The 19,024-nt window shown below is 61.2% G+C and carries 14 protein-coding genes, 1 tRNA gene and 1 CRISPR repeat array; of the genes, 10 read left to right on the top strand and 5 right to left on the bottom strand.

Annotation, left to right across the window (positions count from 1 at the left end; genetic code table 11):
* Positions 1-69: 69 nt before the first annotated feature.
* Positions 70-1,517: direct repeats of the CRISPR family, unit length 33 nt; unit sequence GTCGCCCCTCGCATGAGGGGCGTGGATTGAAAC.
* Positions 1,518-1,787: 270 nt separating this feature from the next.
* Positions 1,788-2,303: a hypothetical protein gene (locus NVS32_RS08855; RefSeq protein ID WP_258499484.1), complete on the bottom strand. Its 516-nt coding sequence runs from the start codon at positions 2,301-2,303 to the stop codon at positions 1,788-1,790.
* Positions 2,288-3,079, bottom strand: coding sequence for a DUF1295 domain-containing protein (locus NVS32_RS08850; protein WP_258499483.1), 792 nt, complete (start codon positions 3,077-3,079; stop codon positions 2,288-2,290). The genes NVS32_RS08855 and NVS32_RS08850 overlap by 16 nt, the downstream gene beginning before the upstream one ends.
* Positions 3,080-3,429: 350 nt before the next feature.
* Between NVS32_RS08850 and NVS32_RS08845 the strand changes: the two genes are divergently transcribed.
* Positions 3,430-8,121, top strand: coding sequence for an InlB B-repeat-containing protein (locus NVS32_RS08845; RefSeq protein WP_258499482.1), 4,692 nt, complete (start codon positions 3,430-3,432; stop codon positions 8,119-8,121).
* A gap of 177 nt (positions 8,122-8,298) precedes the next feature.
* Here the strand turns inward: NVS32_RS08845 and NVS32_RS08840 are convergent, their stop codons facing one another.
* From NVS32_RS08840 to folP, 3 genes are all read right to left on the bottom strand, one after another.
* A complete protein-coding gene (locus NVS32_RS08840) occupies positions 8,299-8,868 on the bottom strand; it encodes a TetR/AcrR family transcriptional regulator (protein ID WP_258499481.1) in 570 nt (189 codons plus the stop codon).
* 9 nt (positions 8,869-8,877) lie between these two features.
* Positions 8,878-9,582 carry a hypothetical protein gene (locus NVS32_RS08835; RefSeq protein WP_258499480.1) on the bottom strand — a complete coding sequence of 235 codons (705 nt, stop codon included), beginning with the start codon at positions 9,580-9,582 and terminating at the stop codon, positions 8,878-8,880.
* Between the two features lie 136 nt (positions 9,583-9,718).
* Entirely contained in the window at positions 9,719-10,906 is a 1,188-nt protein-coding gene (folP, locus tag NVS32_RS08830; protein ID WP_258499479.1) for a dihydropteroate synthase, read from the bottom strand.
* Positions 10,907-11,156: 250 nt separating this feature from the next.
* Between folP and NVS32_RS08825 the strand changes: the two genes are divergently transcribed.
* The 9 genes from NVS32_RS08825 (at position 11,157) to pyrF (ending at position 18,952) form a co-directional block, all read left to right on the top strand.
* A tRNA-Asn gene (locus tag NVS32_RS08825) sits at positions 11,157-11,231 on the top strand.
* Positions 11,232-11,432: 201 nt separating this feature from the next.
* Complete coding sequence (locus NVS32_RS08820) at positions 11,433-12,308, top strand: ABC transporter permease (protein ID WP_258499478.1); 876 nt, start codon at positions 11,433-11,435, stop codon at positions 12,306-12,308.
* Positions 12,309-12,364: 56 nt separating this feature from the next.
* Positions 12,365-13,483, top strand: a complete 1,119-nt coding sequence (locus NVS32_RS08815) for an ABC transporter ATP-binding protein (protein WP_258499477.1) — start codon at positions 12,365-12,367, stop codon at positions 13,481-13,483.
* 245 nt (positions 13,484-13,728) lie between these two features.
* Positions 13,729-14,286, top strand: coding sequence for a bifunctional pyr operon transcriptional regulator/uracil phosphoribosyltransferase PyrR (gene pyrR, locus NVS32_RS08810; protein WP_258499476.1), 558 nt, complete (start codon positions 13,729-13,731; stop codon positions 14,284-14,286).
* The gene (locus tag NVS32_RS08805; protein WP_258499475.1) at positions 14,286-15,221 is read left to right on the top strand and encodes an aspartate carbamoyltransferase catalytic subunit; all 936 of its coding nucleotides are present in this window, start codon (positions 14,286-14,288) and stop codon (positions 15,219-15,221) included. The genes pyrR and NVS32_RS08805 overlap by 1 nt, the downstream gene beginning before the upstream one ends.
* Complete coding sequence (locus tag NVS32_RS08800) at positions 15,205-16,497, top strand: dihydroorotase (protein WP_258499474.1); 1,293 nt, start codon at positions 15,205-15,207, stop codon at positions 16,495-16,497. The genes NVS32_RS08805 and NVS32_RS08800 overlap by 17 nt, the downstream gene beginning before the upstream one ends.
* Positions 16,498-17,316 (top strand): dihydroorotate dehydrogenase electron transfer subunit, encoded by an 819-nt coding sequence (locus NVS32_RS08795; protein WP_258499473.1) that lies wholly within the window; start codon positions 16,498-16,500, stop codon positions 17,314-17,316. It abuts the gene before it with no gap.
* Complete coding sequence (locus NVS32_RS08790; RefSeq protein ID WP_258499472.1) at positions 17,310-18,236, top strand: dihydroorotate dehydrogenase; 927 nt, start codon at positions 17,310-17,312, stop codon at positions 18,234-18,236. The genes NVS32_RS08795 and NVS32_RS08790 overlap by 7 nt, the downstream gene beginning before the upstream one ends.
* The gene (gene pyrF / locus NVS32_RS08785) at positions 18,230-18,952 is read left to right on the top strand and encodes an orotidine-5'-phosphate decarboxylase (RefSeq protein WP_258499471.1); all 723 of its coding nucleotides are present in this window, start codon (positions 18,230-18,232) and stop codon (positions 18,950-18,952) included. The genes NVS32_RS08790 and pyrF overlap by 7 nt, the downstream gene beginning before the upstream one ends.
* Positions 18,953-19,024: the final 72 nt, after the last annotated feature.

Raw genomic sequence — 19,024 nt, 5'->3', positions numbered from 1 at the left:
GTGTCGAAAACCTGCTGAGCGTTCCGTCGACTCCTACGTTAGCGAATACAGACATCGACAACTGCCCCGGTCGCCCCTCGCATGAGGGGCGTGGATTGAAACAGGGAGAGCGTGCCGATGGGCCTCGTGAGGCCGAGTCGCCCCTCGCATGAGGGGCGTGGATTGAAACCGATGAGAACGTTCGTAGACGCGCTCGTGGCGTTGTCGCCCCTCGCATGAGGGGCGTGGATTGAAACCATGAAGAGCGCAATGCAGACAATCGATTACCGGTCGCCCCTCGCATGAGGGGCGTGGATTGAAACACCGTCTCCGAGCAGGGTGCGATCGCCGACTGCAGTCGCCCCTCGCATGAGGGGCGTGGATTGAAACGCGGAGTCCAACAACTTCGCGCTCGCCGAGGACAAGTCGCCCCTCGCATGAGGGGCGTGGATTGAAACCAGCCGCAAATCATGGCTGTTTTCGCGCAAAGCGTGTCGCCCCTCGCATGAGGGGCGTGGATTGAAACATGGAGCACTTCGGGTTCATGCTCAAGGAGCTCTAGTCGCCCCTCGCATGAGGGGCGTGGATTGAAACTGGCTCGAGGACGAGGGGGACGGCTGGTCCCTGGTGTCGCCCCTCGCATGAGGGGCGTGGATTGAAACTGCTCAATCACGACTGGACGCGCGACCTTGGCAGGTCGCCCCTCGCATGAGGGGCGTGGATTGAAACTTGATAATCTGGTTAGCAATGGTCTCGGGAATCACGTCGCCCCTCGCATGAGGGGCGTGGATTGAAACTACGTCGGTCTTCACCGAATTGTCACGGGTCTGAAGTCGCCCCTCGCATGAGGGGCGTGGATTGAAACATCAAGAATGCTGAGTTGCACTTGGTACCTCTTGGTCGCCCCTCGCATGAGGGGCGTGGATTGAAACGACGTCGACACGACCCAGCTCGGCGGACGCTCGCGTCGCCCCTCGCATGAGGGGCGTGGATTGAAACCTCAGCGGGTCGGCTCGTCCTGCGGGCAGAGCAGGTCGCCCCTCGCATGAGGGGCGTGGATTGAAACCGCGAGGGCCTATCGCATTTGATAGATGGATTGATGTCGCCCCTCGCATGAGGGGCGTGGATTGAAACGGCATGGGAGGCACCGGCATGGGCATCTCTTACGGTCGCCCTTCGCATGAGGGGCGTGGATTGAAACCATGCCTACGTGCGCCTGCTGTGCCTGCTCCTCAAGTCGCCCCTCGCATGAGGGGCGTGGATTGAAACTTACCTGTTTTATGCCTGGGGCCTTCGCCGGGAAGGTCGCCCCTCGCATGAGGGGCGTGGATTGAAACCTCAACCTCATCGAGAACGAGGGTGTGTGGCAGGTCGCCCCTCGCATGAGGGGCGTGGATTGAAACTTGCCGCGCGTGACCTCGCCAGCCCTCAGCTCTGCGTCGCCCCTCGCATGAGGGGCGTGGATTGAAACAGGTTCGCCGCGCACCTCCGCGCCATCGGCCGAAGTCGCCCCTCGCATGAGGGGCGTGGATTGAAACGGGAGGATGGTCGCAGCTAACTTCGCCCGAGTCCCTTGTCGAACCCCGCAATCCGCTTGGCTCTCCTTCTTGAAATAACGTACATGAAAATAATCATGGACTACATTTTCCTGGGCAAACTTTGTTCAAAGGGCTGAAGCATCGTTTTCGTGTGCATTGTTCAGGGGAGGTACAGCTCAGTGGCTCTCACCAGAGAGGAAAGTAGCTGCTCTATTCGGATTGTCTGGACTAGGTTTTTCTTATTTTCTTTCTAGCTGCCCCGTTCGTCCTTCAGAGCACGATTGCAAGCATGATGCACAGCTGGGATATGGCGTTTACCGCCTGCTCCCGCCAGTTGGCCTTTGCGTCGCGGCCGTCCAAGTGACGGGCAAACCAGCCCATGAGAACCATCCCCGCCAGCCCCGCAATAAGAAACAGCAGCGAGGGCATGGCTGCCACATGGGCCAGGACTGCGACGGGAGACCACTTGGCGCGGTCGACCACAAGCGAGACGAGCGCCAGCGCAAAGCCCACGGGCATCAGGTAGCGCATCTGCCGGTTGAGGAAGCGCACGTCTCTTTTCGCTAGAGCAAGCACGAGCTTCCAGCACACCTTGAGCGTACCGGCAAGCACGACGAGCGCAATCCCCGCGCGGAACAGCGTGCTGTCAAAGCGCGTTGCCAGCACCCCCGCACCCAGGCAGAAGAACGCCACGGGCAGGCAGTCCATGAGCGCCATCGAGAGCGTGAAGCCCTCCGGGACAGAATCGCCCTGTCCGGCTCCGCGGGAGCTCATGCGACCAGCCACGTGTGCTCCTTCACGGAATAGAGCGGGACGAACGGGATCATGATCGGCGTCGTGGACTTGTACCTCTGGTATTCCGGGTCGTCCCCGTAGTTCTTGTCCTGCCGGATCTCAAGGCGCCGCGCTCCGCCGAGCATGACGTAAATGATGCCCAGGTAGCCGAGGAGGGCGCAGACCCACTGAACCGTGTTGGCATACACGGAGAGCCCGGAGACAAAGACGCCGGTCCAGAAGACCATTTCGCCAAAGTAGTTGGGGCAACGCACCAGGCGGAAGAGGCCGGTGTCAACAAAGCGCTTGGGGTTTGCCTTCTTCGCGCGGTTCTTCTGCAGGTCGGCCGTCGTCTCGAGCACGAGTCCCGCGGTCGAGATTACCAGGCCAACAATGGAGAGGACATCGGTACCGCGGGTACCCTCCAGGCGAAAGAGGACGGGCGAGGTCTGCAGCACGTAGAGCACTGAGGCAGAGACCCAGATGCCCACCTTGGCCACGGGGGAGACGCCCTCGTTGGACTTGACCTCGCCCTTCATGCGCCGGTTGTAGGCGGTCTTAACGTCGCGGTAGATAAGGTATCCGGCAAGCCGGCATCCGTAGACAACGAGCAGAACGCACTGGAGTGCGGTTCCCACGGTAAGGGAGCTCCCAAAGATCACCAGGAGACCAACGCCTATGAGGGCGATTGCGGCTCCATAGCCAATGGAGATGAACCACACGTACTTGCGGAAGCCGCAGGAGCTGGCGATAAGCGCTAGGGCGAGAAGGATGAGGAAGTTGTTCATGCTGGTACCTCGTGATTATTGACGGTGACGCTGGAAAGACGGGCAGGTGCCGCCTGAGCGAGAGACGCAAGTCTCGGCAGGCGAAGGAGCCTTCACCATTCTAGGGCCCTTGTCTTCTCGCCTTGCGGTATCTCATGCTACTCCGCTATTCCCTGATTGCCTTCTCTGGAGGTCACCATTGTTGAGCTGTCCGATTTGCTCGGTGGGTTTGACATCTGTTTGCTATTGTTCTTCCCCATACGTAACTACGTCACAATACTTGTTCTTTTGCGTGTTGCGTATTAGGGTGTTTAACAACTTGGCATAGAAGCTGAAAATGCTTTTTGGGGGACTACGGAAAGGATTCATAGATGAGAAAAAGGCTCTGCTACTTCTTGAGCGCCTTGCTTGTCTTCAGCACGTGCATGCCGGGAGGAACGGTCCGGACGCTGGCTGATGACGGAGGCACTTCATCCGCTGTGGTGGAGAGTTCTGACAATGACAATGACCAGGACAAGGCAGACAATTCCACCACGACAGGTGCCCAGGACTCCATTTCTTCACCCGACGCTTCCGCTTCTGACGGGGAAACACAGGGTAACGCTGCTGCTGCCAACACGATCGGTGCTGATGCGAGCGCTTCCCCAAGCCTTGCCCCCGCGTCTCTGGCTGCCGTCTACGTCGATGGCACGAATGGCAGCGATGACAACGATGGCTCTTCGTTTGACGGAAAAGCCTTGAAGACGCTCGCCAAGGCGCTTGAGGTTCAGGCGGCGAACAAGGCCATCAGCACCATCTACGTCAAGGGCAATCTTTCTCTTTCGAAAACCGTAAACATCCCCTCGGGCGTGACGCTCTCCATCGCAGCCGATGGGGCAACCATCAGCGGTAGCGGCAACAAGATCAACGGCATTGTCCTCCAGAGCGGCTCTACCCTCACCGGCGCGGGGACGCTTACGATGACGGGCTTCAAGACGGCGCTCACGTCCGAGAAGGGCTCCACCATCACCGACGGCACGTATGTGCTCAAGGACAACGCCGGGGCAAGCGGAACGCATGGGCTCTACCTTGCGGGGACCGTGAGGGGCACCAGCAGGGACAAGCTCACCATCACAGCGGACGACAAGAGCAACACCGACTTCTATGCCTCCGGGATCACGTTCGAGAACTGCACGGTCAACGTGACCTCGCAGGCGTGCACCTGGTTCGATGCCTCCGACCTCAACCTCAAGAACGCGTCGCTTACGGTGAAGGGCTTTGGCCAGACCTTCTATGTGAACAGACTGAACATGGATGGCTCGGACCTCACGATCAATCCGTCGTACTACGGCGGAACGGGCATGACCATCCAGGGCTCCTCGAACATCGTGAACTCCCACATCACGACGAACGCGGGGTCCACCGCAGGTATCTCGGTCGGCGCCAAGGATGGCACCGTTAACGTCACAAACTCGACGCTCGAATTCAACAACGGCGGCACCGGTGGCCTCAACGTCAACACGGGCACGGTCGTGCTCAGCAACTCCACCATCAAGGGCAATGGGGACAACGGCGGCGCCCTCTTCGGTGCGCAGGCAAACGGCTCCATCGTCTTCGGCGATAACTGCCTCGTCGAGACTCCCGCAAAGAGCAACGCCGACAACGGCGTCGGCCAGACGGGGAAGAACTTCGTCGTGACTGGCGGGTCCTATCTCGTGAAGTATGCGCCGGAGTACAACAGCAGCTATGGCAGCACCATCCCAACCAACGGCTCCGCGAACGGGGACGAGAAGCTCTCACTCTTCACGTTGGCGGACGACTCGATGCAGCAGCTCAACCCGGTCAACGAAAATGGTGCCACCTACGCTTACTCCGTCGCGAAGGCGTCGAGCGACGGCGAGAAGCACGTTTGGGTCCCTGCTGCCAAGGTGACGTTCAAGCTCAACGCCGACGACGCCGAGCAGAAAATTGACGCTTCCTTTGCGGATGGCTCCACCACTGGCCAGACGTCTCTCGCGATGCGAGGCTATGCCCTGAAGGACGCAAAGTCCGTGGCGGGCGGATCCGTCGCGCTTCCCACTGACCCGTTTGCGGCAGGCTACAAGTTCGTCGGTTGGTTCTACAAGGACGCCAATGGAGAAGAGCATCAGTTCTCCGATGCGGTGAAGATCTCCTCGGACGTGTCGGTCTACGCCAAGTGGGAGAGCGACTCCTCTACCTATGCAGTCAAGTATCACAACGGAGCTTCCCCTGACGTGACGTACCTCTCCACGTCGAACAATCCCACTCGTTCGATCAAGGTCCTTTCCGCAGACGCCGTCAAGAAGGCAAACTCCTCGTTTGCCATCTCGGGCAAGATCTTCAAGGGCTGGAACACCAAGGAGGACGGCACGGGCGATGAGGTGTCCACCGGCAGCTCCCTGACCGTCCCCACCGATACCGACGTCGTCGACCTCTACGCCGTCTGGGAAGACCAGACGGTCACCGTGAGGTTCTCCGCAAACGGCGGAACCTTCTCCAAGGACAGCGTGTTCAAGAAGAACCCCGACGTGTTCGACATCTCCACCGACAAGAATGGCGGGGAGGTCGCCACCGTCAAGAGCACGCCGAAGGTGTCTGATAAGGAGACCCTCGACAAACTCCTCAAGTCGCTGAGCGGCGGCAAGGTGTCAGCGTCCACTGACGGTATTGCCAGCAGCACCGACACCGATACAAACAAGGCCTACACGGGCATCGCGACCTACAAGTACCATTTGCTCGCCAACAAGAAGGTCACTCGTACCGTATTGTTTTGGACCGTGACAGATTACTACTACTGGTTTAGCGATCCCTCGGGCACCACTAACGCCACCTTCAAGGGCAGCGATGTCCTGACCCGGGACGTGACCTACTACCTCAAGTGGAACGACGACCCGTCGGTGGAGGCTGTCTCCGCGAATTTCTCGCTTCCCTCTGACATGTGGGGCGACTCCTCAAAGGACACCACCTCTATCAAGGAGGTCACGGCTGGCGACACGTTTAGCTTGACTGGAGCCATTGACGCCTCTGGCATTGTTGACCAGATGGATTCCCTCGAGAATGACATCGCGGGCCGCCTGACCGACCTCACACAGATTTCGCTCTCCGATACCGCGTCTTCCTTTACGGCAACCATTACGCTCCCCGATGGTGTTGTTGTCCCGGACAAGCCCAAAGTCTCGGTCAACGGCCTCGGCGACTGCTTTGAGGTGACGGAGACTTCCGTTAACGGTCAGGCAATCACCGTTACCTTTGGGCTTAAGGGCACCTACGAGAACTACAAGCAGCTCAAGGATGCTGTCGCTACTGTTGGCAACGGTGTCTCTGCCAGTGAGATGAAGAAGCCAATAGCCGTTACGGTCGACGGGCTCTCACTCGATGCTGACAAGGTCACCAACGGCGAGGAGATTACGGCGACGGGCTCTGTCTCGGGTTCATTCTTTTCCTACGCGAAGAATACGATTTCGGGTAAGGTCAAGAAGTACGACTATTCGTGGGATGGGGCTCAGATTCAGGCCGCCAAGGACCCCCGCGGTGAGGGAATCCAGCAGACAATCCTCGTTGTGAAGCCTATGGATCAGAAGCTTCCGGCAGACATTCTCGTTGGCAACGATACCGAACACGAGAGCACGTATCCCGTGTTGGCCGGCCAGACCATCGACTTTACGGGTACGATCGATGCCTCTGTCGTAAAAGGGCAGATGAAGGGAATCGAGACAGAGTTTTCCGACGCGAAGGACTACGAGGGCATCAAGCTCACCGATATGTCGTCCTCCTTCACGGCTACCTTCACCATTCCCGAGGGTTTGTCTCTTCCCGAGAACATCACCAAGGACTCCATCAAGCTCGAGGGCTTCTCTGATACCTTCCAGGTGTCTGACGTCTCCGTGAGCGGCAAGACCGTGACAATCACTATTAAGCTCAAGGACGGCATCAAGACGTATGCCGAGCTTCAGGAGGCTGTTGTTACAAACCTTGATGACACCATGAAGGTTACGCTTCCTGGTGTGAGGGTCGACGATGACTTCCCGGCGGGGAAGACCGCTACCGTCTCGGGCACCGTCGAGGGGAGCTTTATTGCTCATGCCACCAATTCTGCTACCGATACCACGAAGGTGTTCTCCTTCACGTGGGAGGGCGTGCAGACCGCAGGCGGCATGGATAACACTGCTAACTCCGTCGACGACGGAATCCGCTTTACCGTCGAGGGCGTCTCGCCAGTGGCTTCCAACCTTCCGGGTGACCTGCTGGTTGGTAGCAACACCACGCACGATGCGGTTCTCGAGAGCGCGCAGGGTTCTTCGTTTGATTTGACCGGCGCTGTTGATGTCTCCTCCATCAAAGAGCAAATGGAAAAGATCGAGGCTGCCTATCCAAACGCCGACCACGACGGCATCTCTCTCGGAAACCTGAACTTCTCGTTTGTCGCAACCTTCACAGTGCCCGACGGCATGACGCTTCCTACGGGCTTGGACAAAAGTTCCGTTAAGGTCGCTGACTTTGGTAAAGGCTTCAAGGTAAGCGATGTGAGTGCGAGCGGAAAGACCGTCTCTGTAAGGCTCTCCCTCAGCGACCCCAGCTCGATTAAGACCTATTCCGACCTTGAGAAGGTCGTGGATGGAGCAGGAGCCACTGATGGCTGGATGAGGCTCACCGTGCCTGGAATCATGATTGACAAGGACGCGACGGTTGGGAAAAACCTCACCGTCATCGGTACAGTCGATGGAGCCTTTAGCGCTACGGCAGACTCCGAGTCTGGATCCCACAAGGCCTTCTCGTTCACATGGAAGGGTACGCAGTGGGCTGATGGAAAGGACTCTGTGGCAACAGATGACGACACCATCCAGCTGACTATGAAGGTGGTAAAGGGGGAGGAGCCCAATCCCACCAACCCGGGGAAACCTGTCGAGCAGGCTGGCACCAGCAGCATGATCAAGCCCAAGACTCCTGCTTCGGTGCCCGACACCGGAGATAAGAGTCTCCCCGTTGGTTCAGTTGCAGTTACCGCGCTGTGTGGTGTGGCCGCTCTTGCCGTCGCTCGCCGCATGCGAAGGAGGAATAACTAGCGTATCGGTGCGGGAACCGTGACCCGGATTCTTTTCCAAGACGCACGCGGTTATTTGGTACAGTACGCGTACATGGAAATCCCGATGCAGACGCCGTGCCTGGCACTGCATCGGGTTTTTTTCTTAGATTAGATGTGTATTGCAGTTGCATACCGCTCACACGTTGTGCTGGCTCTCCTAGTACAGCACCTTGCGAATCATGGCGACAAGAGCCTTGCAGTCGCCCCGGCCAAGGACCAGGAGGGATATTAGTTGCTGGGTCACAAGCTCAGCGAGACCCTCCTTTGTCAAGCCGTCATCGAACGCATCCTCGCGCACTCCGTTGTCTGACTCAAGTGCGCTGAGCATGCTGCTCTCAAGCTGCCCAATGAAGGTTTGCATCATTTCTTTTCCCTCGAAGCGTTGGTCTCGCTCTTTGGTAAGGCCAAGCGCGTGGGCGGGGAGAAACCCTGGGTACCGGGCCATGCCCGCTTGTGCGCTTCGGAAGGCCCTCTCGACGTGTGAGGCAAAGTCCTTCTCGTCACAGTTATCCTTCCCGACATCAAAGCTGAGAATGTCCGACCAAACGTCTGCCGTGACAGCTAGAACCAGGGCTTCTTTTCCGGGGAAGTAGTTGTAAAGGGTTCCGGGAGCCACGCCGCAGGCTGAGGCGACGGAACGCACGCTGACACCCGAGAGCCCTCGCTCCCTAACGATTGTGCGGCATGTCTCCAAAATGGTCTCTCTCGACGTTGACCGGGGGTTCATTGCAGACTCCTACAGCACGTTGAGAAGTGAGAGACCCATCCAGATAATCCACATGTACATCACCGTCTTGGGGAGCATGAGTGCCCCAACTGCGGGCTTGTGCTTTGCGAGGAAGGTGACGGGAAGGTAGAACCCAAAACTGAGCGCGATGGCGACACACATGCGCCAGAGGCCGTACCCGCCGGCGTTACCCGAGATGGCGAATAGAGCAATTACAAGGATTCCGGTGATGGCAAAGGGGACGTTTCTGTAGAGGGACCAGCGCAGGTTCTCCTTGTTCGAGAACCAATCGTTCTGCGGGAAGAAGCAGATCACGATTCTTACGGCAGCGGTGAGAAAGATCAGCGCGGGAACGGCGGGGGAGACCTCGATTGTCGGGAATATCTGCCTCCAGATGAAGTAGAGCAGCACGTAGAACACCGTCATGGTCACCGAGGTTATTGCGGTGCCCATCCCCAGTTTGCGCTGCGTGTCATCCTGGACGCCAAAGAGGTGCATCTGGACTCTGGGAAGAAGGTGGAACGCGTCTCCGCCGCCAAGGCAGAGGGTGAGCGCTCCGTAGAGGAGGAAGACGGGCCGACCGTTGGCCTGAGTGAAGAAGATGATGGCTGCGACAAGGTCGTAGATGAGGTACGCGATGTCAAAGACGCTCTCGCCGATGCGCATGCCACGTGGCATAGTCTCTTGTTTTTCGATAGCCTTCGAGTTGCTCATTGCGGTCCCCTCCAACGATCGGCGGGCTTGCCCACCGGATGTATGACGTCAACATGAACATCGTTCATGTTGAGGAGAGGGGCCGAGACAGTCAAGTACGAGAGCAGAGACTGCATGCGTCCGTCACAGTTTGTTGCTACTTGAGCGCGGTGGTCCGCGAAAGCTCAACTTTGGTTGCCGCTGCGCCGAGTGCTGAGTCCAGCTCATGTTGGAAGGGGATGCGGTCGAGCGCCGTCTCTACCTCAAGCTGTAGTTGCCCGCCAGGCAAGCTCGCGTTGGAGCCCCTCACGCGCGTGAGGGGCATGGCGTCGACCGCCTCGATTGCCTGCTGTACGTCCTTCTCGGCGGCGGGGGAGAGCAGCAGCGTGACGCGCGAGGTCCACGGCTCCGACGCGGCCCAGAAGCCGTCGAGCGCCTGCGTCATGCCGGGTACGTTGTGGACGCGCAGGACGCGGGCGCCGCGTGCTGCTGCAGCGAGCGAGATGCCTATGGTCGCGTCGTCGCGCGCTGGGGCGCTTGCGACGCCGCTCACGGTACCCACGAAGCGCTTGCGCGACACCGCGCACATGAGGGGGTAGCCAAGGCTGGCAAGGTCTTTCGTGGCGCGGAGAATGACGATGCTGTCCTCGGGGCTCTTGCCAAAGCCCACGCCGGGATCAAGGCAGATGCGGGAGGCGCTGACGCCGCGCGCCTTGAGGTCGCGCGCGCGGTCGAGGAGATAGCCCTCGAGAAGTGACATCACGTGGCTGGAGTCGGGCAGCAGGGGTTTGTCGCCGCTGGCCTCCCACGCGCGGTTTCCGGCTGAGGCGCCGTTCATGAGTGCGGACAGGTCGTCCTTCTCGGCAGACGCCATGACCGCCGAGCTCTTGGTTGCCGTGCCGGATACGGGACCTGAGTGCATGACCACGCAGCCGCAGTCCGACGTTGCGGCTACCTTGACCATGCGCGGGTCAGAAAAGCCGGTGACGTCGTTGATGATTTGAGCGCCAAGGTCAATGCAGCGTTGCGCGACCTCCGGGTGACGCGTGTCTATCGAGACAAGCGTGCCCTCGCGCACGAGCCAGCGAACCACGGGTTCCAGGCGCTGGAACTCCTCGTCTGGTTGCACCGGCGTGAAGCCGGGGCGCGTGGACTCGCCACCCATGTCGATGAGGTCTGCGCCATCCGCCAGCATCTGGGACGCCGTTGCAATCGCCGCCTTCGGAGTGTTGTGCGTGCCGCCGTCGGAGAATGAGTCCGGGGTCACGTTGAGCACGCCCATCACGCGGGGGCGCGAGAGGTCAAGGGCGATGTTTGAGCAGTTCCAGGCAGGCGCAATAGGCATGGCAGTCTCCATGGGTACATGGCCGGACCGCCCCGAGCCTTGCTGTGCGGCGCGCTCGCGCCGGTCGGACGCGGTTGGCCCGGCGGGCTCCATGATACATGTCACGGCCGACGGCGGCCAGCGAGGGACGGGGGTCAGCGGCGGCCGACGGACGAAGTCCAGGCAAGGCCCGGGCGAGGAAAGAAAAAAGTTCAATTTGAGGGTTGCATCCCTCGGAGTGATTCGTATAATTACTTCTCGCGTTGAGAATTCCCCGGTGGCGCAGTGGTAGCGCAGCTGACTGTTAATCAGCGTGTCGCAGGTTCGAACCCTGCCCGGGGAGCCAGAGACTTCGCAGGCCAGATGGCAATCAGTCATCTGGCCTGTTTTTTTCGCGGGATTAATCTCCCCGGCAATGGAATCCAAGTCGCGCCCGGCCAGCGTCCTCTGCCGTTTGTGTGAGAGGGCAAGCCCTGTGCTAGCATCTTGTGGATATTCAACACAGGCGGGCGTCGCATGCCCGCATACTCCTTCGACAGGAGGAACCTTGGCATCAGACATTGAGCCCGCGGAGAAGGTCACGGCCCCGGCCGCACAGGAAGCATCGGCTCCCGCGCACACTACCTCGGCGCGTGACGCGTGGTACCCCGCCGGCAAGCGAGACGTCTTCATCCTCCGCGAGCTTGTCACGAAGGACTTCAAGCTCAAGTATCGCCGGAGCGTCCTGGGCGTCATCTGGAGCGTGCTCAACCCGCTCCTCATGATGCTTGTTATGTCGCTTGTCTTCTCGTTTTTCCTGCGCTACGACAACATCGAGCACTACCCGCTCTACCTCATTGTTGCCAATATTACCTGGCAGGTCTTTGCGGACTCGACCAACGCCGGAATGATGTCGATTATCGATGCGGCGCCCTTGCTCAAGAAGGTGCGGGTGAAGAAGGCTGTCTTTCCTGTCGAGAAGGTCCTGTTCTCTCTGGTGAACTTCCTCTTCTCGCTCATTGCCGTTGTTGTTGTGATGTTGTGGGAGGGCGTTGCCCCCACGCCGGTCATGCTGCTTGCACCCATCTGTATCGTGCTGCTCATGGTCTTTTGCGTGGGGCTTTCTCTGCTCCTCTCAGCGCTTGCCGTCTTCTTTCGCGACCTCATCCACCTTTGGAGCGTTCTCCTCATGGCTTGGATGTACGCAACGCCGCTCTTCTGGCCGGTCTCGATGATCGAACAGGTTCCCTATCACGCAGTTCGTGTCCTCATGTACGTGAATCCCATGTACAACTTTGTCACCTTTATGCGCGACACCGTCATCTACGCGACCATTCCGCCCGTTAAGGTGGTCGTGAGCTGCGTCGTGTGGGCTTTGGTTTCGCTTGTGCTGGGTTATTTTGTCTTTCGTACCCGGGAGCGTCGTTTCATTCTCTTCATCTAGCATTTTGGCCAGCGGTTGCCTCGCGCGACCGCGCACGGCCCAAACCGTAAGGTCAGGTGGCATACGTGCAGGACACGCTCAAACTGGACAACGGCGGCAGCGTCTTTCTCGGCCTCTCGTCAACATCCATTCGTGTTGGTGACAAGCTCAAGGTAACGCCTCACTTTAGAGGAGTCGCGAAAGAAGACTTCCTCTGCAACTACGTCTGGAACCTCGACGGCAGCTGGGAGAAGGGCGACTTCGACTCCACCATCGAGCGCGTGGGCCACACCGTCCCCGAGTACACGTGGGAGTTCGTCCCAGAGCGTCCCGGCCGCTACCGCATCGCCGTCGACATCGAGGACTCGCATGGGCGCTTCAAGGGCAACGTCGAGCGCTGGATCATCGTTGCGGGCAAGTATGGCTTCCTGCGCCCGCCCGTGCCGCCAGCGGACGCTCCCACGGCCGTTCTCGCCGATGACGTGTCGATGATCTTCAACATTGCCTCCGAGCAGTTCAACTCCCTGAAGGAGTACTTCATCGCTGCTGCAAAGCACGAGCTCACCTTCAAGGAGTTCCGCGCGCTCGACCACATCTCCTTCGAGGTCAAGCGCGGGGAGGCCTTTGGCCTTGTGGGCACCAACGGGTCCGGAAAATCGACCATGCTCAAGATCATCGCGGGCGTGCTCGAGCCCTCTGCGGGCAAGGTCAACGTCCACGGAACCATAGCGCCGCTCATCGAGCTCGGCGCGGGCTTTGACATGGAGCTCACGGCCAAGGAGAACATCTACCTCAACGGCGCGCTCCTGGGCTACCGCAAGGACTTCATCGACGAGCACTTCCAGGACATCGTCGACTTCGCCGAACTCGACGGCTTCATGGACATGCCCCTCAAGAACTACTCCTCGGGCATGGTTGCGCGCATCGCCTTCGCCATCGCCACGGTGACCGAGCCAGACATCCTCATCGTCGACGAGACGCTCTCCGTGGGCGACTTCCTCTTCCAGCAGAAGTGCGAGCGCCGCATCAAGGAGCTGGTCGAGTCAGACAACGTGACCGTCCTTCTCGTGAGTCACGACATCAGCCTTGTGGAACGCATCTGCGACCGCGTGTGCTGGATCGAGAAGGGCCACATGCGCATGATTGGCGAGACGGACGAGGTCTGCGAGGCCTACCGTTCCCTCGACCAAGATTGATGAGACAAAGGGACTGTCCCTTTGTCTCATCTGTGAATCGCGAGGCGGGCATCATAGTTGTCGCGCATGCCGGAAGTTCGTGGTAAAGTGTCCACGACCTTTAAGCGCGCACGAGATGCCCGCAAGGCCCAGGGGAGTTCGCACAGCCAACGCCTGCGACCAACCCAGACACATGGCCTTCCATCATGGGATGTCTCGTGCCGGCTTACGTCGGTTCGGACATCTTTTTTCTTGAAGGGAGTCCTATGGGAGAGCCAAGGCTCAAGGCCGTCATCATGGACGAGCAGGCCATGGAGCGCGCCATCACGCGCATCGCTCACGAGATTATCGAGCACAACGAGGGTTCGGAGAACATCCAGGTGATTGGCATCATTCGTCGCGGAGAGACCCTTGCCAACCGCCTTGCGACAGAGATCGAGAAGATCGAGGGCACGCGTCCCCCGGTGGGCTCGCTCGACATCAGCTTCTACCGCGACGACGTCATGCGCCACATCCAGCCGGTGGTCCACGGCACCAACATTCCCTTCGAGATTGACTCCAAGGACATCATCCTGGTCGACGACGTCCTCTACACCGGCCGCACCGTGCGCTCGGCGCTCGACGCCCTTATGGACTACGGCCGCCCCAAGTCGGTCCAGCTTGCCGTGATGGTCGATCGTGGCCACCGCGAGCTGCCCATTCGCGCTGACTACGTTGGAAAGAACGTCCCCTCCTCGCACGAGGAGGACGTGCGCGTGTGCGCGCGTCCGCTCGACGACCACGACGCCGTCGAGATCTGGGGCATCGAGGGAGGGGAGAGGTAATGCTCTCGGTCAAGAACCTCATTGACACCTACAGCCTCACGGCGGACGATATCACGCAGATCCTCGACACCGCCGCGTCGTTCGAGTCGGTGAACAACCGCGCCATCAAGAAGGTGCCGGCGCTGCGCGGCCGCACCATCGTGAACCTGTTCCTCGAGCCCTCTACGCGCACCAAGAGCTCCTTCGAGCTGGCCGAGAAGCGCCTCTCGGCAGACTCGCTCTCCATGGGTGGCAGCACCTCCTCGGTGGTCAAGGGCGAGAGCCTCGCCGACACCATCCAGACCATCTCTGCCATGAACGTCGACATGTTCGTGTGCCGCGCCAAGCTCGCGGGCACGCCGCAGCGCATTACCGAGAACACCGACGCCGTGGTCATTAACGCCGGCGATGGCAAGCACCAGCACCCCACGCAGGCAATGCTCGACCTTTACACTATCCGAAAGAACTTTGGCCACCTCGACGGCCTCAAGGTTGCCATCGTGGGCGACCTGGCGCACAGCCGCGTGTGCGGCTCGCTGGCTCCCGCGCTCAAGACCATGGGCGCCGAGGTCACGCTCGTTGGCCCTCCCACCTTCCAGGTGGACGACCCAGACTGGTTTGGCTGCCCGCAGACGGCGAGCCTCGACGACGTGATCGAGGACATGGACGTGGTCTACATGCTGCGCGTGCAGCTCGAGCGCATGGAGGGCGCGGCAATCCCGTCCCGCCGCGAGTACAACCGCCTCTATGGCCTTGACATGACGCGCGTTAACCGCATGAAGCCGGGCGCCATCATCTGCCACCCGGGCCCCATGAACCGCGGCATGGAGATTAACGCCGACGTAGCCGACTGCGCGCGCTCGCGCATCCTTAATCAGGTCAACGCGGGCGTACTAACGCGTATGGCCGAGATGTACCTGCTTCTGGGAGGAGAGAACAATGGCCTTTCTGCTTAGGGGTGCGCACGCGGTCGATCCGCAGGTCGACCTCGATAGCGTCTGCGACGTGCTCATCGACGACGGCAAGGTCGCTGCCGTGGGGGAGGGCCTCGAGCCTCCCGAGGGCTGCGAGGTCATCGACGCCCGCGGCAAGTACCTGGTGCCCGGCCTTGTAGATATGCACGTGCACTTCCGCGATCCCGGCTTCGAGTACAAGGAGACCATCGAGACCGGCGCCCGCGCGGCAACACACGGCGGATTCACCGACGTGGCGACCATGCCCAACACCGACCCGGTGACCGACACCGGCGCCGAGATCCGCTACCAGCTCGACCACGCCCGCCAGGCAGGCCTCTGCCACGTGCGTCCCATCGGAGCGCTTACGGCTGGCGAGAAGGGCGAGCAGCTCGCCGAGATCGGCGACATGGTCATGGAGGGCGCCTGCGCCTTCTCCGATGACGGCCACGGCGTGCAGAGCGCAGGCATGATGCGCACCTGCATGGAGTACGTCTCGCAGTTCGACCGCGTTGTCTCTGCCCACTGCGAGATTGAGACGCTCACCACGCACGGCGTGATCAACGAGGGCAAGGCCTCCACGCGCCTGGGCATGTTCGGCTGGCCCGCGCTTGGCGAGGAGCTCGAGATCTACCGCGACATCGAGCTGTGCCGCCTCACCGGCTGCCCGCTGCACATCGCGCACATCTCCACGGCAAAGGGCCTTGACCTCGTGCGCAAGGCAAAGGCAGAGGGCCTGCCCGTGACCTGTGAGGTCACGCCGCACCACCTGTTCCTGAACGAGGATGACATCACCCCTGCCTACGACACCAACCTCAAGATGAACCCGCCGCTGCGCACCCCCGAGGACATGGCGGCGCTCGACGAGGGCATTCTCGACGGATCCATCGACTGCGTGGTGACCGACCACGCGCCGCACGCGCCGCACGAGAAGGACTGCGAGTGGGAGATTGCCTTCTTTGGCACCGTTGGCCTCGAGACCTCGCTGCCGCTCATGCTCACCAAGCTCGTGAACACGGGTCGTATGAGCTGGAAGCGCCTCGTGGAGGTCATGGCCGTGAACCCCAGGCAGATCCTGCGCCTTGCCCCCGTGCGCATCGAGCGCGGCTCTGCGGCAGACCTCACGCTCATCGACCCCACGGCAGAGTTCGAGGTCACACCGGACTACCTGGTGGGCAAGTCCAAGAACTCCGCTTTCATGGGCTGGCACCTCACCGGCCAGGCGACCGACGTCTTTGTGGACGGCCGTCGCACGCTAGCCAACGGCGTGGTGGCCTAGGTGAAGGCGACAAGGGACAGCGCCCGCGCCCGTCTCTTCGACTTTGCCGTTGTCTCCAACGAGCAGGTCGCAGAGGGCGTGTGGTGCATGGTCTTTAAGAGCGAAGTGGTCGCCCTTCTCGCGCCGGGTGAGTTTGTCGAGATCTCGGTGCCGGGCGACCCCTCGCAGGTGCTGAGGGTGCCGCTCTCGTTCTCCCGCGCAGACTCTGCGGCGGGAACCGTTCGCATCGAGTACGCCGTTGTGGGCGACGGCACGCGCCGGCTCTCGCTCATGCAGCCGGGTGACACATCCACGCTGGTTGGCCCTTGCGGCCACGGCTGGAGGATTCCTGGCGGAGAGGGCCGCGCGCTTCTCGTTGCCGGCGGCATTGGGCTTCCGCCCGTGCTTGCCGCGGCAGAGATGCTGGCGGCTGCGGGGCGTACCTTCGACGCAGTGGTTGGCGCCCAACGCGGCTCCAAGCTGGTGGGCGTTGACGTGGACCTGCTCAAAAAGGCTGCCTCGGCAGACCCCGCGAGCCGCGTGGTTGTGTGTACCGACGACGGCAGCTTTGGGCGCGCGGGCTTCACCACCGACGCGATGGCAGAGCTTCTCGCCAAGCGCAACTATGACGCCGTGCTCACCTGCGGTCCCACCGTCATGATGGCGGGGGTGGCCCGTCTCGCCGAGGGCGCGGGCATTGCCTGCCAGACCTCCCTTGAGCGCATGATGGGCTGTGGCTTTGGCGCCTGCAGCTGCTGCAACGTGGCCATGCGCGACGGCACGAGCCGCTCATGCTGCATGGACGGGCCCGTCTTCGACGCCGGGGAGGTGGCGTGGTGAGCAACGTGAACATGGCCGTTAACCTGGGCGGCATTCGCATGAAGAACCCCGTGAACACCGCCTCGGGGACCTTTGGGCACGCATGGCAGTTCGAGGGTTTCTATGACGTTGCCCGCCTTGGTGCCGTTACCTGCAAGGGCGTGGCGGCCGAGCCCTGGCCGGGCAACCCTGCTCCTCGCGTGTGCGAGGTCTCCTCGGGGATACTCAACTCGGTGGGCCTCGAGAACCCTGGCGCCCGTGCCTTTGTCGAGCAGTACGGGGACTACCTGGGTGGGCTTGCGTCGCGTGGCTGCGCCGTGATCGTGCAGGCGGTGGGCCACTCTGTTGACGAGTGCCGCCGATCGGTCGAGCTTCTCGACGAGGTGGCACCGTGGGCGGCGGGCATCGAAGTCAACATCTCGTGCCCCAACCTCGCGCGCGGCGGCCGTCTGCTCGGCGGTACGCCCGAGGACGCTTCGGAAGTTGTCTCTGCCGTGCGACCTCTCACAAAGAAGTCGCTTCTCGTGAAGCTGGCTCCTGCCCGCGTGGGCGAGATTGCCCGCGCCTGCGAGGCTGCCGGTGCGGACGCGCTCTCGCTGGTCAACACTATGAACGCCATGTCCATTAACGTCCACACGCGCCGCTCGAGGCTCTCGAGGCCAACGGGCGGCCTCTCCGGCCCTGCCATCCACCCCATTGCCGTGCGCATGGTGTGGGAGGCTGCGCAGGCCGTGAGCATCCCCATCAACGGCATTGGCGGCGTGGCCTCGGGCGAGGACGCCGCGGAGATGATCCTTGCCGGCGCCACCAGCGTCTCTGTGGGCACCGCCAACCTCTACGACCCCGCCGCGGCTTCCCGCGTCCTCGACGAGCTCGAGGCCTGGGCTGCCGAGCAGGGCGTGAATGACATCAACGAGCTGATTGGAGCCTTCGAATGCTAAGCGAGAACGAGGCACGCGACGCCGTCATCGTCGCGCTGGACTGCGATCGCGACCGCGCCATAGAGCTTGCCGACACCCTCTCGGGTGTGGCCTCGTGGGTTAAGGTGGGCATGACGCTCTTCTTCCGCGAGGGTCCCTCCATTGTGCGCGCCATGCAGGACCGCGGGCTCTCGGTCTTTCTCGACCTCAAGGTCTTCGACATCCCGTTCCAGGTGAGGGGCGCGGTGGAGTCCGCGTCGCTCTCTGGCGCAGACATCCTCTCCATCCACGCGCTGGGCTCCTCTGCCATGGTCGCTGCCGCGCGTGAGGGCGCCGAGGCCGCCGCCAAGGAGCGCGGCGGCAAGCGTACGCAGCTTGTCTCGATTTCCGTCCTCACGAGCATGGACCAGTCCTCGCTCGAGGAGATTGGCATCGAGCGCCCGCTCAAGGAGGAGGTTGCACGCCTCGCGAGCTTGGCCGTGGGTGCCGGTTCGGACGGCATCGTGTGCTCGCCGCAGGAGGCGGCAGAGATGCGCGCGCTTCTCGGGCCAGAGGCCCTTATCGTGACCCCCGGCGTGCGCCCCGCCGGTGCCGCCGTGGGTGACCAGCGTCGCGTTGCAACGCCCGCAGCGGCCATCGCCGCCGGCGCCTCAAAGCTTGTGGTTGGACGCCCGATCACGCAGGCAGAAGACCCTGCTGCCGCCATGCGGGCCATCGTGGACGAGCTTTGCCACTAGGCTGCATTGCGGAAGGCTCGTGTCTTGGAGCCCGTGTGTTACCCAAGCCGCTCTTTGTGTCGCTCTGATTGT

Origin of the sequence: Tractidigestivibacter montrealensis, from assembly GCF_024741235.1 — a bacterium.
Lineage (GTDB): Bacteria > Actinomycetota > Coriobacteriia > Coriobacteriales > Atopobiaceae > Tractidigestivibacter > Tractidigestivibacter montrealensis.
This window is presented reverse-complemented; position numbering and strand designations above follow the sequence as displayed.